Source organism: Roseinatronobacter monicus (assembly GCF_006716865.1).
Lineage (GTDB): Bacteria > Pseudomonadota > Alphaproteobacteria > Rhodobacterales > Rhodobacteraceae > Roseinatronobacter > Roseinatronobacter monicus.
The window spans coordinates 108871-133802 of record NZ_VFPT01000004.1; the positions used below are offsets into that span (position 1 = coordinate 108871).

The following is a 24932-nucleotide window of genomic DNA, read 5'->3' on the forward strand; positions in this document are numbered from 1 at the left end:
CCAATAAAAACAGGCGTTTCATCGCAGATTATCCAGCCGTTTTGGGCCTCTGCGTCCAGCGTGGATTTCTCCAGTCTATGCCCTCCAGAAGATAACCAAGCTGGGCTGATGATATCGCCACCGCGGTTCCGTCCTGGCTCACAGGCCAGATGAACTTACCTGCCTCGAGGCGTTTCACATACAGCGACATACCGACGCCATCATGCCACAAAAGTTTCACCAGATCACCTTTGCGGCCCCGGAAGCAGAAGATTTCTCCACCATGTGTCACGGGCGGTTGCGACGGAGGCACAGGGGGCAGACCTTCAGAAGATGGCCCATCCTCCTGGGGAACAAGGCGCATGAAGTGCGCGGCGCATCCAAGCATCCCATACTTGTGCCGATAGCGCCAATCGTAGAGCATCGACCGCGAGATATCATGGCGCCGCGCTACCTCGGCCAATGTCACGCCGTCGCAATGGCTTTCCTCAACGATCCGGATCTTCTCATCATCCGTCCAACGGCGGCGACGGCCAGTGTCAGAAACCGACAAAACTTGAATGCGGGGGGTGTTATCGTGTGCGTCCATAAGGACACTCGATAATCGATCAAACATTGACCAAGCCAGACGGCCCTCGGCGAATGCTTACCGTCAGTTCGCAACTCAAACCGATTTTCATGTAAAAAGCTTTGGCGCGCACCAGATCCGGTGCTTACCACCCGCCGCACACGCGCGATTCCTTAAGTATTGCCCGGAAATACGGAATGTTTTGGCATGGCAAAATGAAACCAGTTCTTGACGTTTCGTCGAATGCCGACGCGTGATGGAATGCGCACGTTGCCGGACAACTCGGTCTACGATCAAAATTGCGCGCCCAACATCAGAGATTGGAGCTTGGTGTCCCGAGTTCTCGCCAAGTCATAGCTGTTCTCTCGATCAGAAATCTGTTCGCTTCAGTCAGCGCTGCCTTGCTTAGGTTTTCATATTCTTCCTTATCGGACAATATATCGCGTATCTCTTTTTCCCAGTCGTCTATAGGGCCCTTGGGAACCCGCGAGGTGTAGCTGCCGGTAACCTTGTCTGACGCCAAGACAGAATCAAAGCGAAGAGTCCGCCCGCCAAGTCCGATCTGCTCCTTGATCCCGCCGACATCATATCCGAGACACGGAACGCCCAAGGCCATAGCCTCAGAAATTACTTTACCCGCAGCTTCGTTCACCAACGATGGCATAACCAAAAGCGCGGAACGCCTAAGCAACTTTCGAATATCGCTTTGCCAAGGAGCCCAGAGCAGGTTCTCAAAGTGATCCACTTTAATGCCACTCTTTCTCCAGAAGCTTCTCTTACCGCGACTCTCAATACATAGGAACAGTCGATTCTCGTTTTTGAACCTTTGCGACATGGCCATAAAAATGTGGCCGCCCTTGTCGGGCGTAGGGTTTACCAAGGTAACAAACCCATAATTTTGCCGTGTCGTATAGTCTATGTCACCAAAACTTACCGGCGTGAATGGCAGAGAAGTGTTTATTTTAACACAAAGCTTACCAAACATTCTCTGATAATGATCACCAATAAATTTTGATGGGACCACCAGATGGTCAGATATTTCGATCAGAGGTTTGTGAGACTCAACAAGGGCCGCACTCCCGAGGTAGAAAGCAATCTTCGCCCCAATCGCATACGCTGTTTCCAGGATCGGCATCATCTCTTTAGAACCAAAAAAGATAACAAGATCTGGCTTCTCCTGATCCAAGTAAGCCTTGGTCAACTTGATATAGTTCCGAAGGTCATCAGAGGTCAGATTTCTGGTATCTTTACTTACTCCAACATACAGGTGATGCGAGATACCTTTACTGATATACTTGAAAACTTGCCCAGGCAAAACTTTCTGGCTTGAGCCTTTTCTAATTTCTTCGTCATGAGTATAGTTCTCACCTACATCGTAACAGTTTATGCAGTAGCTTGAACAAGTATCACCGTTCGCCGCTAAAAACTCCATTACTGTCTTTAACTCCAGCGCCGCACCGCTATCTCGATCTATGAGAGACTTGAACGACAAAAAAACTATTTTCATTTCAGCCAGCTTTCAGCGGCGTGGCACTGCGCGTGCGTTCCTGAAATCCCGAGCGCTTTAAGAATCGTTCTGCGGCGCGGTAAGGATGTTGTGAAATCTCTGAATGATACTGTACTGTAAGAAGCTTCTATCTCAATCAAGCTTGAAAAAATTGTCGAGTAAAGTTTCTGCGCGCCCGCTGCCCCATAGCTAGGGTACCACTTCCGTCGCTTGCGCGTCTCCTCGATTTTAATGAAGGGTCGTGTCACAACCAGAAAATCGGGGTTGCAAACGGCATTTATCTCTTTGATCAGGTATGCTGACAGCGGGTGCTTGAGAACAATATGCGATGCTCCAGACGCCCTGGCTTCTATTGATCGTTCATTCAACCATGACCTCAACCAATTACAGAATGCTTCGCGATCTCCATGTTGCTTTAACGTCAATCCACCAATGACTTTTCGGAGCTCAATAGCGAAATCCACAGGCTCGTGACTATTTGGAGTTCTTGGATCATTTGTCTGCACATGCGGTGGGCAACTGTATCCCCCTACTCGAGTAAGGTATCCTGTCACGGCGGTCGTCCCAGATGACCATGCTCCTAGAACACAGACGACCGGAACAAGAGGCGCGTTATCCACCTCCGTCATTGGAAGCAGCTTTTCGCCGATACTTGAAAAGTTTCAACAACCCTGTCATCGATCAAGTATTGATGTTCGAGAACCCCCCCGAGAGCCAGGAAACTGACACGCCGCGCGCCGCTACAAGACGAGGACACCACGAACGACCTGTCTGGAATCAGGCTCACGTCACGGACGCTATATAAATTCGCCAGATGCAGGCCATTCCAGCGGATATCGTTCAAAATAAGCCCGTCTTCGATCTCGGTCGGTAGTCCCGAAACATCAAGTATTGTTTTTACATAGCTCGATAACGCTATCTGATCATCCGCTTTTCTCGACCAGAACACGCTCAGGAAAACTGCTTGCAGAAGAATCAAAGCCAAGAGGCTGACTATAACGAGACGGTCCGACCGCAATAAGCCAAAAAAAGCGACAGCGGACATGACCGCGATAAGGATTGATAGAACAAAGAGAGTAGGGTTGCTGTTGAATAGTTCAATGAGCACTTTGTGAGCCTATTTTTAGGGGCGTGTTAAAAGATAAAGAAGCTCTCCGTCAGGTGTCAGCCACGGTTGCGCTCCGCGTCTTTGATTTATTGCACGGATTGCGTTGGCTGTCTGGTTCCCGAATGCGCCATCAACCTGTAGCCCCGCGCCAAACCGATTGAGCGCTGTCTGCAATGCTGTACTGGCTTCGCTATAGAACTGCACCGATCGACCGTTGGGATCTTCCAATGTTGTTACAGCAGGAGAGTTTCTGACCCAGAAGGGGCGAAGGCGACCAATTGCCTCCAGCAAAGCTGTTTCGAATTTTACAGTATTGTTTTCGTCACAGATGAAGTTGACCATTGCCAACAATTCCCAAGTGTCACCAATCGGAAAAACGTCTATGAGCGAATTGGAACGCGCGGCCGCAGTTGCGTAGGCTGCGGTCCATTGCAGGAAAGCAGTCTTCTCCAATTGCCGTTGTTCATGCCTGACGACGGGTTGAAACTCCTGACAGGTAAAGGCACCCGCATTTCTTATATTCACAGGTTGACCGGGTGTCTGTCCAATGGCTTGAACCGTGAAAAGCACAAAAGTAGCTGCGGTTAGCGATAGTATTCGGATCATGTATCACCCAAGAAAATGTCGGCTGCACCGCAGCCGACATTCTTTAACATAAGCGGGTTTGATTACCAAGACCAACCCATACCAACCGCAGCCCCAAGTCCACCTGTTCCGGAGTATTGAAGGGCACCATTCAGCAAGAAGTCATCGCCAATCCGCGCGCTACCACCCAATGCAAATGCGGCCTGGCCATTATAGGCACCAACAGCCATCCCGAATGAGTAGTTGTCGTTGCGCTGGAGCTGTGGAAGCTGTGTCATTGCCATCGTACCTGCAATGGCACTGCTCAGCTTCCCTTCCAAGGCCCCCAATTGACGAACGTTCACAGCGTCGAAGTCATCAACACCATCCGCGACGCCGGACAGTCTGACTGGCGCGCCGCCAGCACCCGAGAAGTTCACACCACCATTGGTCAGCGACATATTGGTCGTCCCACCAGTCACGACGGTCTCGGTTGTACCTGTAACTGTTGTGGTTCCCCCCTGTGATACCATCCCAGAGCCGTTTTGCTGAAGCTCCACACGTGTCGATGTGACTTCAAGCATAGAAGCGTTTCCGGCACCGTCATCAACAACAAGGTTCATTCCAGTTCCGTTGACGTTCAGCAAGGTTTCGCCAACTTCAACTGTCAGCCTGTTGGTAATGTCAACTGTCCCTTGGAAAACACTGTTCCCAGATACTCCAAGATTGCTCTGCAGCGTCGTGTCGCCCGCAACATTCAGCGTGTCGTTCAGCTGCGTCGCGCCATCAACTTCCAGCGCGCCAGAGACATCAACATTGTCCTGGAACGTTGCAACACCGCTCACATTCAGCGTGTCGTTCAGCTCCGTCGCGCCTTCAACTGTCAGCGTGTCGTTCAGCTGCGTCGCGCCGGAGACAGCCAGATTGCCCGAGACATTCACGTCATCCTCGAAAGTCGCAACACCCGCCACATCCAGATCACCGTTCAGCGCGGTATCGCCGGAGACAGCCAGATTGCCCGAGACATTCACGTCATCCTCGAAAGTCGCAACACCCGCCACATCCAGATCACCGTTCAGCGCGGTATCGCCGGAGACAGCCAGATTGCCCGAGACATTCACGTCATCCTCGAAAGTCGCAACACCCGCCACATCCAGATCACCGTTCAGCGCGGTATCGCCGGAGACAGCCAGATTGCCCGAGACATTCACGTCATCCTCGAAAGTCGCAACACCCGCCACATCCAGATCACCGTTCAGCGCGGTATCGCCGGAGACAGCCAGATTGCCCGAGACATTCACGTCATCCTCGAAAGTCGCAACACCCGCCACATCCAGATCACCGTTCAGCGCGGTATCGCCGGAGACAGCCAGATTGCCCGAGACATTCACGTCATCCTCGAAAGTCGCAACACCCGCCACATCCAGATCACCGTTCAGCGCGGTATCGCCGGAGACAGCCAGATTGCCCGAGACATTCACGTCATCCTCGAAAGTCGCAACACCCGCCACATCCAGATCACCATTCAGCGCGGTATCGCCGGAGACAGCCAGGTTGCCCGAGACATTCACGTCATCCTCGAAAGTCGCAACACCCGCCACATCCAGATCACCGTTCAGCGCGGTATCGCCGGAGACAGCCAGATTGCCCGAGACATTCACGTCATCCTCGAAAGTCGCAACACCCGCCACATCCAGATCACCATTCAGCGCGGTATCGCCGGAGACAGCCAGGTTGCCCGAGACATTCACGTCATCCTCGAAAGTCGCAACACCCGCCACATCCAGATCGCCATTCAGCGCGGTATCGCCGGAGACAGCCAGATTGCCCGAGACATTCACGTCATCCTCGAAAGTCGCAACACCCGCCACATCCAGATCACCGTTCAGCGCGGTATCGCCGGAGACAGCCAGATTGCCCGAGACATTCACGTCATCCTCGAAAGTCGCAACACCCGCCACATCCAGATCACCGTTCAGCGCGGTATCGCCGGAGACAGCCAGATTGCCCGAGACATTCACGTCATCCTCGAAAGTCGCAACACCCGCCACATCCAGATCACCGTTCAGCGCGGTATCGCCGGAGACAGCCAGATTGCCCGAGACATTCACGTCATCCTCGAAAGTCGCAACACCCGCCACATCCAGATCACCGTTCAGCGCGGTATCGCCGGAGACAGCCAGGTTGCCCGAGACATTCACGTCATCCTCGAAAGTCGCAACACCCGCCACATCCAGATCACCGTTCAGCGCGGTATCGCCGGAGACAGCCAGATTGCCCGAGACATTCACGTCATCCTCGAAAGTCGCAACACCCGCCACATCCAGATCGCCATTCAGCGCGGTATCGCCGGAGACAGCCAGATTGCCCGAGACATTCACGTCATCCTCGAAAGTCGCAACACCCGCCACATCCAGATCACCATTCAGCGCGGTATCGCCGGAGACAGCCAGATTGCCCGAGACATTCACGTCATCCTCGAAAGTCGCAACACCCGCCACATCCAGATCACCGTTCAGCGCGGTATCGCCGGAGACAGCCAGATTGCCCGAGACATTCACGTCATCCTCGAAAGTCGCAACACCCGCCACATCCAGATCACCGTTCAGCGCGGTATCGCCGGAGACAGCCAGATTGCCCGAGACATTCACGTCATCCTCGAAAGTCGCAACACCCGCCACATCCAGATCACCGTTCAGCGCGGTATCGCCGGAGACAGCCAGATTGCCCGAGACATTCACGTCATCCTCGAAAGTCGCAACACCCGCCACATCCAGATCACCGTTCAGCGCGGTATCGCCGGAGACAGCCAGGTTGCCCGAGACATTCACGTCATCCTCGAAAGTCGCAACACCCGCCACATCCAGATCACCGTTCAGCGCGGTATCGCCGGAGACAGCCAGATTGCCCGAGACATTCACGTCATCCTCGAAAGTCGCAACACCCGCCGCATCCAGATCGCCATTCAGCGCGGTATCGCCGGAGACAGCCAGGTTGCCCGAGACATTCACGTCATCCTCGAAAGTCGCAACACCCGCCACATCCAGATCACCGTTCAGCGCGGTATCGCCGGAGACAGCCAGATTGCCCGAGACATTCACGTCATCCTCGAAAGTCGCAACACCCGCCACATCCAGATCACCGTTCAGCGCGGTATCGCCGGAGACAGCCAGATTGCCCGAGACATTCACGTCATCCTCGAAAGTCGCAACACCCGCCACATCCAGATCACCGTTCAGCGCGGTATCGCCGGAGACAGCCAGATTGCCCGAGACATTCACGTCATCCTCGAAAGTCGCAACACCCGCCACATCCAGATCACCGTTCAGCGCGGTATCGCCGGAGACAGCCAGATTGCCCGAGACATTCACGTCATCCTCGAAAGTCGCAACACCCGCCACATCCAGATCACCGTTCAGCGCGGTATCGCCGGAGACAGCCAGATTGCCCGAGACATTCACGTCATCCTCGAAAGTCGCAACACCCGCCACATCCAGATCACCGTTCAGCGCGGTATCGCCGGAGACAGCCAGATTGCCCGAGACATTCACGTCATCCTCGAAAGTCGCAACACCCGCCACATCCAGATCACCGTTCAGCGCGGTATCGCCGGAGACAGCCAGATTGCCCGAGACATTCACGTCATCCTCGAAAGTCGCAACACCCGCCACATCCAGATCACCGTTCAGCGCGGTATCGCCGGAGACAGCCAGATTGCCCGAGACATTCACGTCATCCTCGAAAGTCGCAACACCCGCCACATCCAGATCACCATTCAGCGCGGTATCGCCGGAGACAGCCAGATTGCCCGAGACATTCACGTCATCCTCGAAAGTCGCAACACCCGCCACATCCAGATCACCGTTCAGCGCGGTATCGCCGGAGACAGCCAGATTGCCCGAGACATTCACGTCATCCTCGAAAGTCGCAACACCCGCCACATCCAGATCACCGTTCAGCGCGGTATCGCCGGAGACAGCCAGATTGCCCGAGACATTCACGTCATCCTCGAAAGTCGCAACACCCGCCACATCCAGTGTGCCGTCAACTTCGAGATCACCGACATCCAGTGTGTCGAAGGATATTGTGTCCACCGATTTGAGATTGCCATCTGCATCGACGACAACCAAGCGTTCTGCGCTGGTTCCGACCTGCAGGACGTCCTGACCATCGATTTCGTCGCCACCGGCAGCGAGAACGCCCGCAGCGGTGATCATGTCTGCGCTGGTGCCGAGAACGATCTGGTTATCATCGGTTGTAGCTGCTCCGAACCCAATAGCTGTAGAAAAATTATGCGCAACGTTAACCTGGTTGCCAAAAGCTGCAGAGTTGTCCCCAGTCACGGTAGAATTGGCCCCAATCGCCGTCGAGAGCCTACCCGACACGTCGTTGCGCCGACCAAACGTCGCCGAGAAATCTCCGGACACTGTGTTACCGACCCCAACCGCCGTCGAGCTGTTCGATGTAACACTATTATCGCGACCAATCGCCGTCGTATTATCCTGCTGCGCTGCATTATTTCTACCTATCGCCACCGCTGTAGTGGAACCGGTGGTGTTGTTCACTCCAATGTTTACCTGAGCAAACGCAGGCAATGCTCCGCCAATCGCCACCGAAAGCGCGATTACCGAACAAAAGGCCGGTGATGTCAAAACGTGTTTGTTGCGTTTGAATATCCGACCACCGCGATAATCCCGCTCTTGCATGATCTCGAAACTTGTCTTGTTGTTCATTGCCTGTTTCCTCGATTGCAGCCGCACTATGGCTTTTTGTTTTCCTGAATCTTACGAGCCGTCCACGCCGGAGCGCGTGTGCGGCGGACAGTCAGCGACCAAGACGATGACATGCCGCCCCGTCATCGAATTCTTTGTGCTGTCGTGTGTCGCGTGACAACGCTCAGACACAGGTTTCGTACGCTCCATGGACTCTGTTCCCATGGAAACAATTGCGAAATCCGCCAGCTTCGTGATGTCGGGTTTGCCGCGAAAGCCGTATCCGCCTTGCGCAATACCAGTGGTCGATACAAGACCGTTATCTGTTTCGGTGGATATGTCAGACCTAATGCCAAAAAATCCACGATTGGATGTGCGCGCGACAATTTCGACCTGGGGCGCGCGCTCTTGGCTGTTCAGCGAATGCCCACGGTCTGCTGAAGCATTGTCAAACTTTGTCGCACCCGCATGAGAGGCCAGAGCGCATGCTACGACAAAAGCCAATACGCTTCTTGTGCGCCGTCGGTTGCCCAAAGTTTCTATTGCCGGAATATTCATTATTACTTCGCGTCTTTTCATTTAGATCAAGCGCTGGTCCACACTTGACCAATTTACCAATTTCGCTTGAGGGGAGTCTTTTTGTTCAATCGCAACAAAACATTTGGAAATCACACCATGTCTTGGTTAACCGATCACAATATAATGTCTCGCCCATACGATTCTTAAACCCCCTTAGGGTGGATTAATCTCAATTAGCTAGAGGATTGATTTTGCTGTTTTAATTTTCATCGTCATAGCTTCACCTCGCCACCGCTTCATGCTTCTTAATCTTCGCGTTTCATTAAAACTTCATCACTACCAGATACACTCTGACGATTAAGCACTCGCCCCCGAAACTCATATGCGCGCTCCATCATGCGCATGCACAAAACCGTCACAAACTTTCAACCGCCTCACACGGATTTCGCCCGAACCTGTACACACAGCTTTTGCTGTTTTGCCAATTTTGAACTGCTCAGCATCAAGGACCACTAACCGTGGCGCAAGAGCCGCATTATCAGATTTGATTATCACGCAAGCTTGAAGTTATCTTTTGCCCATAAGTCGTTGAGTAATATCTTTAGTTATTAAATTATCTTTATCGAATCTTTTAATATTATTGGTGCGCTTGAAACGGCGTTGTTGCATGGACCCTACGGTTTCTGTTAGGAGGCCGTTTCCCTGATCGATTGGATAGCGTTGATGCCGCATAAATTCAATGACGGCCGCCGGCACAAATTCGAGAAGAAGCGGTACCGCATTACGAACTGGGCTGACTATAACGAAAGCCTGCGTCGGCGGGGCGATGTAACAATTTGGCTAAGCCCCGAGGTTGAAGCTGCATGGCGTGCAGAGCGCCGCAAGACACGGGGTGGCCAGCCAGTTTATTCTGACCTGTCTATTGTGACCTGCCTGACACTTGGCATCGTTTACAACCAGCCGCTGCGCCAGACCGAAGGGTTTGTAGGCAGCCTTGTGAAGCTGATGGGGCTGGATTTGCTGGTGCCCGACTACTCGACCCTGTCACGTCGCGGGGCCGGTTTGATCTTGCCGATGAAAGCGCGCGCGTCGACGGATGGCCCGATTCATCTTGTCGTAGATAGCACGGGCCTGAAGATATTTGGCGAAGGCGAGTGGCTGGAAAACAAGCACAAAACAAAGGCCAAACGCAAATCCTGGCGCAAGCTGCATCTTGGGCTGGACCTTGTCACCGGCGAAATTGCCTGCTCTGAACTGACCACCGATGATGTGGGTGATCCGACCGCCTTGCCAGAGCTTCTGGATCAGATTGACGGGGACGTGACACGCTTCATCGCCGACGGCGCCTATGACGGCGACCCGACCAGCGACTTGCTCGTGAAGCTGTTTGGGGTTGATGTCGAGATCACTATTCCGCCTCCCAAGACTGCGGTTCTCAGCGCCGAGGCTGTGGGCAATCCAACGCTGCGCGACCAGCGCATTGCCGCAATACGCACAGGCGGGCGTATGGCCTGGCAGGTGAGCAGCGGATACAATCAGCGCAGCCGCGGTGAAACACAAATGGGTCGCTGGAAGATGGTCATCGGCCCCAAACTGAAAGCGCGCAGCTTTCCCAACCAGAAAACAGAAGCCAAGATCGGCACCCACATTCTGAACAAGATGACCGAACTTGGCCGTGCCAAGTTCGAGGTCGTCGCTTGACCAAATGAGCGGGTAAGGGCAAACTCAAACCATCGTAGGTCCGTGCAACAACGCCCCCTCGAATATTCTTTTTTCAACCTGTGGCGCGGACGTGTCAGGATCTTTTGGAAACCGTGCTGCGAGCGCATGGGAGACCCTTACGCGAAATTCTGGCGTTTTTGCGATGACCTCTGCACGCTGCATCTGCAAAGGGCTGAGGTCGCTGACTTCCAGCAGTGCAGGGGCTTTGTTCACAGCGACAGTCTGAATCGCCTTGGGGGAAGTAGTGATCGCAGCCAAAAGCGTGTTATCATCGGCACAAATCAGCTCTGTCGGGTCGGCGGCATCGAGATCGAAAAATGCAGCCTCATTCTGGTTACCCTTCGAATATCCACAAAAGCAGCCATGAGTGACGCGCGGCCCTCCGCTGCGTGACCCCTCAACCAACGCCATCGGCTGGAATGTCTCGAGCCGCGTTTGAACCTTTGACTTAGTACAGTTGCCCAACAGCTCCGCCCATAATTCTGGCGCGCGCCCGGCGATCAACTTTGCAAGATGGAGTGTCGCCTCGACATCTCCAAGCGCGTCATGCGCATTATGTGCAGTAAAGCCGTTCTGGGGCGCGACCATATCCAGTTTGAAGCGCACGCGGCCGGCTTCATCCACGGGCCATTTGAGAAGGTCAGGTTGTTTATGCCAGGTCGCGTAAAGCGCGGTTAGGATATCAAATCGGGTATTACCATTGAACTGGGTGGCGAAAATATCGGCCTGCAGGTTCTGATAAAAAGCCTGGCGCAGCATCTCCTCGTCAAAGCGGATACTGTTGAAGCCAGTCCAGGTTGAAGGCGACCATCGTTCGATCAGCGCAGCAATCTCTTGTGTGAACTCAAAAAGGCTCGGCAGACTTGGGTCGATCAGCTGGGCCGGGCGCACCCCCGTTACTGCCAGCGCCCAGGGCGATGGGATAATGTGAGGGGCTATGCGACAGCGCAGATTGACCCGCTCGATCTCCCTGAATTCACCATCCGTCAGAATGGCTGCAAACTGCAGGGGCTGGTCAAATGCGGGTGAGATGCCAGTGGTCTCAAGATCGTAGAATGCAAAGGTCATACGACACTATAGCTTGAGGCAGCACCCGCGTCAGTAACCTCGATTGGTCCATCGCATATTTCTTTTGGCATGGGCACTGACTCCGAACCACCTGACCAGCGGATTTGATGATACGCCCTTTGACGCAACCGATGGTCGCAAACAGGATAGACGCGGGCGGGGCGAGCCCCTAAGCGGATTTTATGACCAGTGCCGCTTCCGAAATTGCGTCTACCGATCGCATCCTAGCCGGTGTTGCGTTGATGTTGGGCTTCTGTGTGACTGCCCCTTTACTGGACGTTGCGGCCAAGCTGGCATCGAGCAGCGTGCCAGTGGGCCAGATCACGGCCGCCCGCTTTATCATTCAATGTATGTTAATGGCACCCTTTGTCTGGGTCATGGGTCTTTCTTTGAGGGTGCCGCGAAAGCATTTGCCTGCCCTGCTGCTGCGCGCGGTTCTCTTGTTGGTCTCTACCTTTTGTTTCATTGCAGCGATCCGGGTCATGCCTCTGGCTGACGCCCTGGCAATCGTGTTTGTCGCTCCGTTTATCGTGCTTCTGGTGGGAAAATTCTACTTAGGCGAAGATGTTGGTCCGCGCCGCGTTGCAGCGGCAATTGTGGGTTTTGTGGGGGTCCTGTTCGTAATCCAGCCCAGCTTCGTCGCCTTTGGCGCAGTGGCGTTATTTCCATTGGGCACTGCGATTGCCTTCGCGTTTTATATCCTTGTGACAAGAGGACTGTCGCGTCGTGTCCATCCCGTGGCATTACAGTTTCACACTGGCCTGATCGCCAGTCTACTCTGCCTGCCATTCATTTTGCTGGCCCAAGGCACAGGATCGGTGTTTCTGGATCCTGTCTGGCCGGAAGGAATTGTGTGGTTGTGGCTTCTGGGCGTAGGGTTTTTCGCCACGATGAGCCATATGATGATGACCTATGCGCTGTCTCTGGCGCCCTCGGCTACGCTGGCGCCTTTGCAATATCTTGAGCTGCCGGTGGCAACCTTATTGGGCTACTGGGTATTCAGCGATTTCCCCAATGCGCTTACGCTAACCGGCATCGCTATCATCATCAGCGCCGGACTATACATGATACACCGCGAAAGGGTTACTGCACGTGCGCTGATCACAGAGCGTGCGGCCCCTCCATTCTAACGTTTCAGCTCACTCGCGTGTCGCGCAGCATTCACGGATAATCCAACGCAATGCGCTACAGCCGCCTGCCATGTTGCGGTATGGCATCAGAAGCCTCTGATGAAAGCGGCCGGTCGCCATGCCATCGTCGAGCGGCGGCTGTTGGCAGAAAGCGGTCTTTGCAAAGTCGTGGTGACAAGACACAAAAAGGTCGTTGACCTAGCGGTTTTCTGATACCCGGTTAGTGGTGCGTGGGTTATGAATTGCGCGTCACGGCAAGAGTTAGAGGCTGAAAAATAACTCCTACTCTACAGAAGTTTTTACGACGTTTTCTCTAAGCATTCTGGCCACTCCTTCATTCGTCAATTTATGAAAGATAGCACTGCCGCCTCCCTTTAGGTTGTAAGTTCCTGCTGTCATTAGCCCAAGTGCTTCCATTTGCATCAGGATACGTTCCTTGTCCTCCATATCGACTGAAATCGACACATGGTTGCCTAGATCGCATTTTCGAATGATAGCACGCTGTAGCCCTGACGAGAGACCAGACGTGTTTGATGCCGTACGATAGCTTGCGCCGACAGCAGCCAGAATTTCGCGCCATGTAAGCGACACAACTCCGCTGCTTTGACGGTTACCGCCCCATTTTCTTTTATATTTGAACTCATAGCCTTCATCTAAACCTGCCAAAGGAATATCATCAAAAATCGCAGGTCTTCGGTTCTCCGCCACCTCTTTTTTCAACGCGGAATTCTCTTTGCGTAGGTCATTAACCTCATTCAGAACATCAAGCCCCGCCGCTTGATCGGCTCTAATCCACCCAACACCTTCGTGAGAGATACGCGCTTGCGCTAGCGCCGCCAAAGCCTTTGTGGACAACTCATCAGGGTTCAACCAAAAATCCACCAGTGCATTTGACTTCAAATCGGTGACCAACTTATCGAGCTTCAATTGGTTTTCAGCATCAGATTCCGTTTTTGCCTTCGGTAACTCATCTACTTTGCCTCGCAAGAATGCGAGGACCGGAATGCCTTTCGATTTTGCATAGCGAAACTCCTTCTCGGTATAACTCAAGCCGTCCTCTGAGACTGAGCCATACCGTCCCGCAACAATCAGTATGTAGTAGTCACAGCGGTCGATAACTCTCTCGATGAAGTCCATCTGCTTTTGGCTAGACGCAGGAAAAATCTCCATACCTTCTGCAACAAAGCCCGCTTTCGCGACTGCTTCGCTTACCTTTTTTCGTTCATCGATGAGATCGCTGTAAGTAGAACTTACGAATACGTGAAAAATTTTTTCCATCTATTTATGGGTATCCGTATTTATCAACCATCAAGAAATCGCTGAGCTCCCCAAATGAGCCACCTGAGAAGCACAGTCCCTTTATGTGGTGGTTTGAGCGCCGTTGCAATGACTGCTCCGAGGCTGGCTGCTGCCCACTGCACCTGCAGCATTCAGAGTGGGGGCGACCGTCCGCTGAGGGCGGACAGCCGCCTGTGATCTTGCGGCATTGTATCTGCAGCATACTGCCAAAGCTGCCGGTCGTTCACCAAGTTCGGTGCTTGTCGCGTCAATCCAACGCGGTAGCGGCACAAATAATGAAGGGAGGGTTACCTGCCCGATTGTGCGCTCGCACTCGAGCCTTCTTCTGCCACCGTCAAGCATCACTCACTCGCTGCGTATGGCGCCGATCCCGGCCCGATCCGCCCGCCGCCGGGCACGTTCGCCACCTCCCGCAGCACGGAGGCAGAAAAACGCTTGATCAACGGCCTAATTTAGGCAATTTTGACCTCAGATCGCATGCCGCTTGGGGAATGTCGGATTAAGTCTTGGGGAAGAAATGAAATTGAAGATCAAACCAATTTTTGTTTTCTGTATATCTTTATACATCAGCGTTGCTCCTTCTTCGTCTCACAGCGAAATCGCCTTCCGATCAAGCACCGAAACTGGAGCTCAGTTTGCGGCGGTGACTGCTGGAGGCGGTGTGAATGCGTTCGTCGAGAATGGAAAGATCGTCTTTAACACACAAAGGCGAGAAGCTGTAATTGCCTACATTCATGACGCATCAGGCGCTGTTGTTGATCAGATTATAATTCCACCAAGAACTCAAGCCGATTTTGGGTCGACGCAAGGGGCTATCCTCGGCCTTCTAGGACCTAGTCATATCAGGGCGATTGTTGACGAAGGGTCGTATAGCTCAAATATGACATCTAGCATATCAGGTATTTTTAACAATACCAGGGAGGCAACATACGAAAGTTCCTATTTTGCTCAGACATTTCCAGCGGGAGGGTCAATAAGTTATGCAATAGGGACACCAGAAACTATTTTCCACACGCATCTATCAGTTGCAGCACAAGTATTTGTTTTGAAATTGAAGGCTGCGCTTGGTAACGATTCGGCAGATGATATTTTTGACAAAGCCCTTAAATCAGTCACAGAAAAACTTGTTACAAGTGATAATATTTCAAGGTTTGCGACAACAGACTCTCTGGGTGACAAGCTAATGTTTGTCGCGGGCTTGATGGTTGAAGAAATGCCGAAAGCATTAAAGGATTTTGGTATTGATACTATAGTCGATATGTCAGGAGCAGGTCTTCTTGAACAAATTCTTGAAAAACCAACAAAAATTTTGACTTCAACAGAGAGCGTCTTAAATGCAGCTGCAACGGGTCGGAACGCTTTGCTACAGCAGTATTTTGATCCCGCGATCATAAAATATGATTTATCATATGACGCTCAAAACGAATATCTTTTCCGTGAATACAGACTGAACTGGAACGGGACTAGCTTGTCAGATCGAGCGCCTCGCAGATACGACGCAGTAGCATCAGATAATGATCAAATCAAATATTTCTTTGGAATTCCATGGAATGTAAAGAGCGTGTGGGAGGCTGATAGGGACAGGTGGAGCATTGACAACAATTTCTATGTCGCTGTCCCTGTAATTGACCTACCAGACTTCAACCCGCCACCGCCACCGCAAATATCACGCGGCGCGATTTCAGGCGTCGCGAGCAACTTAAATTCAACGTTCACTCTCACGTCGTCAGCGAGCGGAAATCGTTCAGTCGATCGAGTAAGATTATTATCTGATGATGGCAATTTCGATTTCACTGTCGCGGGTCCATTTTCAGAAATGAGTCATCTATCATATTCTGCGACGCGCGCTTTGGGCCGACAAATTACTGACACTAGCACCGGCGAAGTACATACTTTCCAGCATCGCTGGTGGGTGATGGGTGATGCCACACCAAGTGATCATTTTGCAAATCGCACTGGGTCTGCATCTTGGTCGGGTAACATATTCGGCGATTATGCAATTAGCGAGACCGGAACGGTATACCACAATGCTGTGTCAGGCGATATTAACCTCAAAGCAGATTTTTCGTCTGGGTCTGTAATTGGTGAATTTTTCCCGGTTATCCGTTATGGCCTGAATGACCGACACAGCAGAACTTTGTTTTACAATATGACACTTCAAGGAAATTTTCAGTCAGGGAGCCTTAACGCAGATATTCGCGACCTTTTGGGAACAGAGCCCATCGGCGAGGTGAATGTGCTCTTGTTCGGACCCACAGCGAATGAATTTGGCGGGACGTTTTGGTTTTCAGATTTCCAGGGCGCCGCTGCTGGTATTGTGGTCGGTGAACAAGGTGAGTGGACCCCGCGGTTCACGTTTCCTAATGATGGGGATGCTGGAGACTCGCCATCCTTCGGCGGGGGACCAGGCGTAGGCGATGGCGTCGGCGGGGGACCAGGCGTAGGCGATGCAGACGGAGGATCGCCCTCTATAGGCGGGACCCCTGGAGAATCAGGCGTCGGCGGCGGTTTAGGCGCTCAAGCTGGCGTAGCAGCTGGGGGCCAAGGTGTTGGAATAATTCGAAGTAGTGCTGTAAGTGATCATGATGCGTCCGCCACATTTAGCTATATGGACTGGGGGACATGGGATCGTGCGATTGACCCAGCAGCTCTTGCGGTTGATAGAAACCTGGTGGAGATGGACGAAAATTGGCTGGCCTACGAGCCAACCGCAAATCTGCCCGCCTCAGGAAGAGCATCTTATCGCGGGTCTGTCGCCGGTGCGGGTGATGGAATGGCGGATGGTCGAGTTACGGGCGATATCAATCTTAGCGCAGACTTCGGGAATGACCGTGTTACAGGTTCAATGAACCTGCGCGATGGGAACAATGCGTCATGGGCCGATGCAGCGTTTGATGCTCCGATAAACCGCAGCGGTGATAACCCAAACAGCTTCAGAAGCGGGCTCTCCGGTGCAGACGTGAGCGATGGTAATATCTTCGGTGGCTTTGCTGGACCAAATGCCGAAGAAGTCGGCGGAGGATGGCAACTGGATCATATGGATGGGTCCAGTGCCAATGGTATTTTCCGCGCTCAGCAGTAATGTAAGGCAATGACTAAAATGGACAAAACTTTCTACGCAGCATCTGTTTGCGCAATTCTCCTTGCATGCACTGCACCCATTCCCGCCATCGCCCAGGCCCAACTTGCCAAAGCCCAACAATTGATGGCCGCCGATCAATACGAGCAGGCGCTTCATCTGCTGGAATCCGCACACGACCCAACTACTGCGACAACGCAGGAGTTTTTCTTGTTGGGTATGGCGGCGAAACAGGCAGGTGACCTGCCCAGAGCAGAGAAGTATTTCCGCGCTGCCTTGGAGCGTGAACCTGGGGCTGGGCGCATCAGATTGGAACTGGCCGAAGTTTTATTTCGTCAAGGTAAACTGGACGCGTCCCGTGCTGAGTTGGTGGCGGTGCAAGACAGCAACCCACCTGAGCAAGTGCGCCAGAATATCGGGATGTTCATCGCACAGGTTGACGCGGCCAAAGCGGATCCCCGTATGAGGCCGCAGGGTCCGCAGAAGAATTGGAGCGCATATATTACTGCAGGGTTCACATCCGATAGTAACGTGAATGCTGGCCCGGAAAATGACACGGTCTTTCTGTATGGTCTGCCCTTCACGCTGTCGTCCGATGCACAAAAAACGCAGGATATCGCATTCTTTCTGCGCGCTGGTGTAAGCCATCAGCACCAATTGGACAGTGGAATTACTTGGCGTACAAACCTGAATCTCAGTTACACAAAGCACTCGAAATCTAGCGCTTACGATACGACGAACCTTTCGGCGTCAACCGGCCCGAGCTTCAGAATAGGGGAGCGGGTCGGCCTGTCTGTTCCGATCACCTTTGATATTCAGCGCTTCAATGAACAAGGCGGTTGGCATACCCAGAGTGTCGGTCTTGCACCGCGTCTGCAATTCGCCGCGCATCCACAGGTGCAGGTTTTCCTCGACACTTCGGTTTTGCGAAAGCGCTATCGGGGCAACAGTGATCGCAACTTGACTGCATATACCTTCAATCCGTCGCTGAACTATCAGCCGACAGAAAACGGCAATATAGCCCTGGGTCTGCAGTATGGACGTGAAATATCAGGACTAGATATCCACACGAATACGGTGCTCGGGGCCTATCTTGGATATCAGCATGTGTTTCGTGAGCAGGGGATACGCGCAAGCGTGACGGCGTCGTATACCGACACCAAGTTCAAAGGCATTCAGGCGGCACAGACTGTTGCCCGGCACGACATCTCGCGGCGGATTTCTGCTAATATGTCCTATGATCTGCCTCAGGTGCAGGGCTTGTCACTGCTTGGAAGCGTGAGCTACCAGGATAACAAGAGCAACATCGACATGAACAATTACGACCGTCTGCAGCTGTCACTGAGCGTAACCAGACGGTTCTGAAGGGTAAAGCACGTGGCGCCTGACTTGCGCCGCGTGTGTCGCCTAGGCAAATGTTTCGAATTTTCCGAGCGGCTGCTTCGGTGAACACCTCGCTTCATCCCGACCGGCAGCTTTGGGCCGGGAACGCCGATGCCGCCGTTGCGTTTTCAAGCTGAACTAGCAGCCTGACGGCTGCGCAGGACTAGGCGCGCGCCCGATCAGGTTGTGAAACTGACGGCCTATGTGGTCGATTATGACATGGCGAAACTGGGTGTCCCGATCCAAGCCGTCATACGTATGTTCGGCGAAACGCTGCCCGTGGAAACGCTGGTGCTGTCGAAACTTGCCAGTGATGCCATGTTATTCGAGGTCGAGGCCTTGCACGCAATTGGGTAAGGGCGCGAGGCGAATGCTGCCCCTATCGGAAAGCCACGACCGCGATCACTGAAAGGGAAATCAGAGCGATGCCTATGCTCTCGCGCCAAGTGATGCGCTCGCCGAAAAACAGCACGGCGGCGAAAAGCGAGAAAATCACTTCCACCTGCCCGACCGCAAAGACCAAGGCCGCGTTTTCAAGCGTGAATGCCGTGAACCAGCACAGGCTGCCCGCCATCCCCGTCACGCCCATCCAGACCGCTGTGCGCCGTGCTGCGATCACCTGACCAAGCTGCCCGGGTTCGCGCCACATCAGCCATAGCGACAGGCCAACCGCTTGCAGCAGCGTCACCACGCACAGTGCAAGTACCGCGCGCATCAGTGGATCGTCGCTGGCGATTTCCAGCGTGGCCCCGCGATAACCGACGGCCGAGATGGCAAAAAACGCGCCCGATGCCAGCCCCAGCACGGTCGCGCGACTACTCAGTCGCCGCCACCAGCTCCCTTGCAGGCCGGGTGTGTCGGACAGCAACAGGACCCCGACCAGCCCCAGAACGATGGCCCCGAGTGCAGGCAGGGATATCCGGTCACCCAGAATGACCAACCCCATGAGCGCGGTCTGGATGACCTCGGTTTTCTTGAAGGTTATGCCAACTGCGAAGTTGCGCTCGGCAAACAGCGCCACCACACACCATGTCGCCAGAATCTGGGCAAGCCCGCCTATACTGGCATAGACCCAGAAGATCGGCATATGGTCGGGCAGTCCCAAGCCTCCGATTGCCAGATAACCAAGCGCAAGCGCCACGATAAATGGTGAAGAATAGAAAAACCGCGCCAGCGTTGCGCCGCCTGCGCTGAGTGGACCCATGCTCAGATGCTTTTGCAGCATGAAGCGCAGCGTCTGAAACGCAGCCGCCGCGACAGAAAGGGTGATCCACACCTCCATTCAAGGCTGTCCCGAGTTATCTGCGCTACCCGCCACCTGCGCGCCCGCCTCGCCAGCCACCGCCTGGTTGTTGAAGCGTCTGGACATAGGTGACCAATTGCCAGATTTCATGCGCGCTCAGAACCCCGTCCCATGCGGGCATACCGTCGCCCACGCCATAGGTAATCCGCATCGCCAGTACGGAGGCAGGGCGGTTCAGTTGCGTTAAATCCGGCACATCTGGCGCGCGGGTGTGCGGATCGTCCCCGTGACAAGCAGTGCAATGTTGCGTGAACAAAGCTGCGCCGCGGGCAATCTCGGTTGGGGTTGATGCGATAGGGTTGGCTGTCATCAGCAAGCTCGCGCGTTTCAGTGTTGCGTCACCGAACAGCACGGCGCCCGCCACCCCTGCAATCAGCACGGCCAATAAAGCAAAGCGTTTTTTGTTTGTCATCATCTTCTTGGGGTTTTGAATGTCGGGATATATAATCACTGACCTGTAGCGCGGTACCGCCTTGGGCGAAAGCGGGTATCACCCAAGGCCATTGCTTATTCCAGCCAGAGATGCGCGCGCGTCGCGGCAAGCACCTGCGCATGGATCGTGGCGCGATCCGCGCCTTCGGGGTCGGTGCATACCGGATCGTCGTTTTCTTCTTCCAGGATTTCAGCCCCCTGCGCAGTGCAGAGCGGCAAGACCGAGAAATGCGCGGCAGGCGCGATTTCCAGCAGATCGGCTTGCGGCAAAAGCCCTGACAGATTGCTGCCATCAGCCGAGACATCAGTTGCATCCAGCCTGTCCGCACCCGCGCCCAGTTGGATCAGAAGCGTGGAAGCGTCCAGTCCTGCCACGTCCCTGGCGTTCAGGCCAAAGCTCAGGCCGGGATCAATCGCCACCACGCGGGTAATGCGCGGGTCGGCATGATCCCCATCCCAGAGGGCCGCGTCCAGCATGCGCAAATCACTGCCCGCGCGGGTGATATCTGCGCAATGGCGCGACGGGGTGGTGTCGCAATGGGAAATATAGCCTGCCAGATTGCCACGTACACCGCCCAGGCTGAGTGCTGTCCAGCCGCCATAGGAAAACCCGAGGGCAGAAATCCGGCCCGGGTCGATCATCCCGCCAAGCACGGGATCGGCAAGCAGATCATCCAGCGCGCGCGACAGGTCTTGCGCGCGCGTCCAGTGTTCCAGCCCCGTTTGCATGTCAAAGTCGAACACAGTGCTATTGGGGTGGTTCACGCCCACCACCACCGCTCCCGATTGCGCCAGCCCTGCGGCCAGCCAGCCAAGCGAGCGGTAATGCCCACCCAACCCATGCGATAACACGACCAAAGGATAACGGCCATCAGCGGGAGCAGCATTCAGCGCGACCATATTGGGCTCAAAAATGGGATTGCCACCAAAGGGTGCAGAGGCGCTGCCCTGAATGGCAGGATACCACACCGCATAGCCCATATCGCGGTCGTGATGGGGCGCGGGCATTGTGCTTTCGCGCAGACCAACGGTCTGGGCTGAAAGGACTGCTGGCAGGATGGCAAATGTGGTGATCAAGGCGGCGAGTCTCATGGCATTCTCCTGTGTGTTTGTTGTGCCCCGACCATGGCGCAGCCCCAGCAGATGCGCGTCCTCGATCCGGTTCCAGCTTGTGCAAAACCGGTTTCAGGACTACCCAACCCGCATGATCACGCTTCCTTTGCCGCTGGTATCCAGCCTGATTCTTGGATTTCTATTCCTGCGCCTGTTGGTGCAGGGTGCGCGCGTGCCTTGGGTGGCGGCGCTCTTGGGCGGCTTGGCACTGCAAGGTGTGGTGATCACACTCGCGCAGCATTATGGCATGAGTAGCGCGCGTCTGATCCAGCCGGTAACGGCCATGGTCTTGCCCGCACTGGCATGGCTGGCCTGGAAAGTGGATGGGCTGGGGCAACAACCGCAATGGCGTGATGCGATCCACCTGCTTGGCCCTGCACTGGCACTGATGCTGCGATGGGCAGACTCGTTGATGCTCGAGGCGCTGGTTCCGCTGTCCTATGCTGGCTACGCAGTCGCGCTGGCAGTGTCGGTGATGCGCATCGGCCCCGACCTGCCGCGTGGGCAGTTGGGGCAAGGGGGCATGCCACGTCTGGTCTGGGCAGGGGTGGCCATGGCGTTGGCATTGTCGGCGCTCAGTGATCTGGGCATCGCAACCGTGATTGCCCTCGGCCATGCGGCCCATGTGCCGCTGATCTTGGATATAGCGACCTCGGCTTTGCTGTTTGGCACCGGGCTTCTGGTGCTTGGGGTCGAGCATGTGACCGGACGCAGCGAAGATGCCGGGCCTGCCGCGCCCGCCCCCTCCGAAGACGACCATGTGCTGTTTGCCCGCCTGCAAGAGTTGATGCAAACACGCCGGCCATGGCGCGACCCGGACCTGACGCTGGCGCAACTGGCCCGCCGCCTTTCTGTGCCCGCCAAGCGATTGTCCGTGGCGGTCAACTTGGTCACTGGCGAAAATATCTCGCGCTATGTCAACGCGCACCGCATCAAGGCGGCCTGCGATGCCTTGAGTACAGGCGCGAATGCGACCGAGGCGATGCTGGATGCGGGCTTCATAACCAAATCCAACTTCAACCGTGAGTTTCGTCGCGTGACTGGTGAGGCACCTACCGACTGGAAAGCTGCGCGCAGGCATTAAAGCAACGCTATCATCGGTCGGAATGAAAAAAATCCTCTACTGGTGACACATAGGTGTCCGACGTGCCTCAAGCAAAGATAGTATAAGCAGCGCGCTAATTGGAAGTAGCGGATAAGGCACTCCTTCAGTCCCGAATTTGCGCAACGAAATATGACATGGGGATGTCCGGTTTGGTGAAGCTGTGATGCAGCATGTGCGAAAGGGCCTCCCATGCTGCGGCCTTCCCGAATGTCGCTGATGGGCTCGACTCTGTCGTTGGGCCTCTTGTGTCAGGTGCAGAACATTAAAGCCCGCGCAGCAAAAGGCGCATGGCCTCGGTGCCCGCGTCATCGGCCAGGGCCTCGATCCCCACCGCCAAGGCATAAAGGGCGCGGGGGGCGGCGGGGTCGGTGATGCCAGACCCTGCGCAAAGATCGGTCAGCGCCTCTATCCGGCGGGCATCCATCCGTTTCAGGGCCTCGGCCACATCGGGGGCCGACAGCGCCCAGGCCCGCAGCGCAGGTTCCAGCGCGATACCACCATACGACGGGTCGCGGCAACCGGCCGCCAGAAAGCACAATTGTTCCAACCGTCCACGCGGCGGCAGGTCAGGGTCAAGCGAGGCCAGAATATCGCCAAAGGCGCGGGTTTCCCAAAGGGCGATCAGCTTGGCCAGATAGTCCGGCAAATCTTTGAAATGCCAATAGAAAGACCCTTTTGTCGTGCCAAGGTCGCGTGCCAGAGCCTCGGCGCGCAGGGCGCTTGGGCCACGATCGGCCAAGGCGCGAAACCCGGCCATCAGCCAGTCTTCGGCGCTCAGACGGGGGCGGGGATGCGGTGTCATAGGAAAACCATACGCTTCCGTATTGACAAGGTCAACGGCGGCGACTAATCCATACGCAACCGTATGGAGGCCCCCGATGCTCTGGACCCGCCTTGCCGCCGCCCTGATGGGGGCCACCGTTTTGATCCATGTTTTTGCCGGGGGGGCAGATGTCCACCTTCCTTTGCAAGCAACCTTGGCCGATAGCGGGCTTGCCGCCATTGCCGCCGTGCTGTGGCATGCGGTGACGGTGGTTCTGATCGTGCTGGCCTATGGGCTGTGGGTGCTGGCGAGGCGGCATGACCCGGTGCTGGAAACCGTTTTGTCGGGCATACAGATCGGCTTTGCCGCGCTGTTTTTGGTTTACGGCCTTACACGCCTCGGCACGGTCTTGGACATGCCGCAATGGGTGATCTTTCTGTCCATCCCGGCGCTGACGCGCTTTGGCCAAAGCCGCGAAAGGGCAAACTGATGCAGGCCGATCTGGTCGCCCCGCGCGAAATGCTCGATTTCCACGATGCCCGCGGCATTGACCTGCCGCATCCCATGACCGCGCTGGAGGGCTGGACCCTGGCCATGCGCCAGCCTTTGCCCGGCGTCGCGCTGGCCTTTCGCATCCGCGATGCGATTTCCGCGCGCTTCGGTGTCAAGCGGATCGGCGGGTTTTCCGGGCGGATGGATCAGGCCCCAAAGGTCGGCGACAAGCTGGATTTCTTTGAGGTGGAAAGGATCGAACCCGAAATCCTGACGCTCAGCGAACGTGACCGGCATCTCGATGTCGTGACCTGCATCACCACCCATGGCCAGCGCCTGACGATCACCTCTTCGGTCAAGGTGCATAATCTGTTCGGGCGGCTTTACATGATCCCGGTCGCCCCGGCACATCGGCTGATTGTTTCGGCGCTGCTGCGGCGGATGCGGCGGGATATTCGAGGCGTTTAAGCAAGTTTGGGCGAATGCCGGGGGCGGGAGCGGGCAGAAGTGATCCTGGGTGTCCGCCCCGAGCCACATAAATCAATGATCATAAAATGAGGCACGCAACATGAATGGCCGCATTCGAGAAGCTGCATCGCAGCATACATTGCTACTGAACGGCGGCTATAGGCCGGGTGTGTCGATGGTCGACCTCGAAGAGTCGGCGGGCCATGCTGCACCGCCGCAGGGCGGCTTCGAGCCCTCAGCGGACGGTCGCCCCCACTCTGAATGCTGCAGGTGCAGTGGGCAGCAGGCAGCCTCATTGCAGACGGTCATGCAGGGTGCAGCATATTTAGAGTGATCGGCAGGCAGGATGAAAAGCTGCCCGTGAATTTGCAGCAATGCCGCTGAGCATATGGCAAAAGCTGTCAGTCACCAGCCTCATTGCGGACGGTCAGGCAGGGCGCGGCATGTGTCGGGTGATAGACGTGCAGGGCGATAAGCCGCCTGACGACGGTGTGGCATTGCACCCGCAAGATTTTATGAAAGCGGCCGGTCGCCGCACCGACCTCGACCTACGTTTATGTTTAGAAAACAGCGCTCGCAATTTAGTTACCGCCAGACAACTCCAACCGTCGAATACAG

Annotated in this window: 20 protein-coding genes; 8 read left to right on the forward strand and 12 right to left on the reverse strand. The window is 55.0% G+C overall.

Features of this window, described 5'->3' with window-relative positions:
* Nucleotides 1-28 precede the first annotated feature (28 nt).
* The 6 genes from tnpB to BD293_RS20440 all read right to left on the reverse strand — a co-directional run bounded on the left by tnpB (nt 29) and on the right by BD293_RS20440 (nt 8996).
* Entirely contained in the window at nt 29-568 is a 540-nt protein-coding gene (tnpB, locus tag BD293_RS20415) for an IS66 family insertion sequence element accessory protein TnpB (protein ID WP_170207257.1), read from the reverse strand.
* Between the two features lie 292 nt (nt 569-860).
* A complete protein-coding gene (locus BD293_RS20420; protein ID WP_142085477.1) occupies nt 861-2054 on the reverse strand; it encodes a glycosyltransferase family 4 protein in 1194 nt (397 codons plus the stop codon).
* Nucleotides 2055-2679: 625 nt separating this feature from the next.
* Entirely contained in the window at nt 2680-3162 is a 483-nt protein-coding gene (locus BD293_RS20425; RefSeq protein ID WP_142085479.1) for a hypothetical protein, read from the reverse strand.
* A 15-nt stretch (nt 3163-3177) separates the two neighbouring features.
* Nucleotides 3178-3768 carry a peptidoglycan-binding domain-containing protein gene (locus BD293_RS20430; protein WP_142085481.1) on the reverse strand — a complete coding sequence of 197 codons (591 nt, stop codon included), beginning with the start codon at nt 3766-3768 and terminating at the stop codon, nt 3178-3180.
* 62 nt (nt 3769-3830) lie between these two features.
* Nucleotides 3831-7943 carry a beta strand repeat-containing protein gene (locus BD293_RS20435; protein ID WP_246086423.1) on the reverse strand — a complete coding sequence of 1371 codons (4113 nt, stop codon included), beginning with the start codon at nt 7941-7943 and terminating at the stop codon, nt 3831-3833.
* Nucleotides 7944-8510: 567 nt separating this feature from the next.
* Complete coding sequence (locus tag BD293_RS20440) at nt 8511-8996, reverse strand: hypothetical protein (RefSeq protein WP_142085485.1); 486 nt, start codon at nt 8994-8996, stop codon at nt 8511-8513.
* 684 nt (nt 8997-9680) lie between these two features.
* Here BD293_RS20440 and BD293_RS20445 point away from each other — a divergent pair.
* A complete protein-coding gene (locus tag BD293_RS20445; protein ID WP_142085487.1) occupies nt 9681-10658 on the forward strand; it encodes an IS5 family transposase in 978 nt (325 codons plus the stop codon).
* 24 nt (nt 10659-10682) lie between these two features.
* On the opposite strand, the gene BD293_RS20450 is transcribed toward BD293_RS20445, so the two are convergent.
* Nucleotides 10683-11747: an exonuclease domain-containing protein gene (locus tag BD293_RS20450; RefSeq protein WP_142085489.1), complete on the reverse strand. Its 1065-nt coding sequence runs from the start codon at nt 11745-11747 to the stop codon at nt 10683-10685.
* Nucleotides 11748-11929: 182 nt separating this feature from the next.
* On the opposite strand from BD293_RS20450, the gene BD293_RS20455 reads away from it, so the two are divergent.
* Entirely contained in the window at nt 11930-12877 is a 948-nt protein-coding gene (locus BD293_RS20455; RefSeq protein WP_170207259.1) for a DMT family transporter, read from the forward strand.
* Nucleotides 12878-13159: 282 nt separating this feature from the next.
* Here BD293_RS20455 and BD293_RS20460 read toward each other — a convergent pair whose 3' ends face one another.
* Nucleotides 13160-14155, reverse strand: coding sequence for a DUF4062 domain-containing protein (locus BD293_RS20460; RefSeq protein WP_142085491.1), 996 nt, complete (start codon nt 14153-14155; stop codon nt 13160-13162).
* A 538-nt stretch (nt 14156-14693) separates the two neighbouring features.
* Here BD293_RS20460 and BD293_RS20465 point away from each other — a divergent pair.
* The 3 genes from BD293_RS20465 to BD293_RS22850 all read left to right on the forward strand — a co-directional run bounded on the left by BD293_RS20465 (nt 14694) and on the right by BD293_RS22850 (nt 18995).
* Entirely contained in the window at nt 14694-17258 is a 2565-nt protein-coding gene (locus tag BD293_RS20465) for a transferrin-binding protein-like solute binding protein (RefSeq protein ID WP_142085493.1), read from the forward strand.
* Nucleotides 17259-17276: 18 nt separating this feature from the next.
* Complete coding sequence (locus BD293_RS20470; RefSeq protein ID WP_170207260.1) at nt 17277-18620, forward strand: surface lipoprotein assembly modifier; 1344 nt, start codon at nt 17277-17279, stop codon at nt 18618-18620.
* Nucleotides 18621-18824: 204 nt separating this feature from the next.
* A complete protein-coding gene (locus BD293_RS22850) occupies nt 18825-18995 on the forward strand; it encodes a hypothetical protein (protein WP_170207261.1) in 171 nt (56 codons plus the stop codon).
* Between the two features lie 22 nt (nt 18996-19017).
* Here BD293_RS22850 and BD293_RS20475 read toward each other — a convergent pair whose 3' ends face one another.
* From BD293_RS20475 to BD293_RS20485, 3 genes are all read right to left on the reverse strand, one after another.
* A complete protein-coding gene (locus BD293_RS20475) occupies nt 19018-19920 on the reverse strand; it encodes a DMT family transporter (RefSeq protein WP_142085497.1) in 903 nt (300 codons plus the stop codon).
* A 25-nt stretch (nt 19921-19945) separates the two neighbouring features.
* Entirely contained in the window at nt 19946-20356 is a 411-nt protein-coding gene (locus tag BD293_RS20480; protein ID WP_142085499.1) for a c-type cytochrome, read from the reverse strand.
* A gap of 92 nt (nt 20357-20448) precedes the next feature.
* Nucleotides 20449-21465, reverse strand: coding sequence for an alpha/beta hydrolase family protein (locus BD293_RS20485; protein ID WP_142085501.1), 1017 nt, complete (start codon nt 21463-21465; stop codon nt 20449-20451).
* Here BD293_RS20485 and BD293_RS20490 point away from each other — a divergent pair.
* Complete coding sequence (locus tag BD293_RS20490; protein ID WP_170207262.1) at nt 21464-22570, forward strand: helix-turn-helix domain-containing protein; 1107 nt, start codon at nt 21464-21466, stop codon at nt 22568-22570. The two genes, BD293_RS20485 and BD293_RS20490, sit on opposite strands and share 2 nt — an antisense overlap.
* A 283-nt stretch (nt 22571-22853) precedes the next feature.
* On the opposite strand, the gene BD293_RS20495 is transcribed toward BD293_RS20490, so the two are convergent.
* Nucleotides 22854-23393, reverse strand: a complete 540-nt coding sequence (locus BD293_RS20495) for a TetR/AcrR family transcriptional regulator (RefSeq protein WP_170207263.1) — start codon at nt 23391-23393, stop codon at nt 22854-22856.
* Between the two features lie 76 nt (nt 23394-23469).
* Here BD293_RS20495 and BD293_RS20500 point away from each other — a divergent pair, with 76 nt between their 5' ends.
* Nucleotides 23470-23844: a nucleoside/nucleotide kinase family protein gene (locus tag BD293_RS20500; protein WP_170207264.1), complete on the forward strand. Its 375-nt coding sequence runs from the start codon at nt 23470-23472 to the stop codon at nt 23842-23844.
* Nucleotides 23778-24314, forward strand: coding sequence for a DUF2867 domain-containing protein (locus BD293_RS20505; RefSeq protein ID WP_246086424.1), 537 nt, complete (start codon nt 23778-23780; stop codon nt 24312-24314). Before BD293_RS20500 ends, BD293_RS20505 begins: the two co-directional genes overlap by 67 nt.
* The last annotated feature ends 618 nt before the right edge of the window (nt 24315-24932 follow it).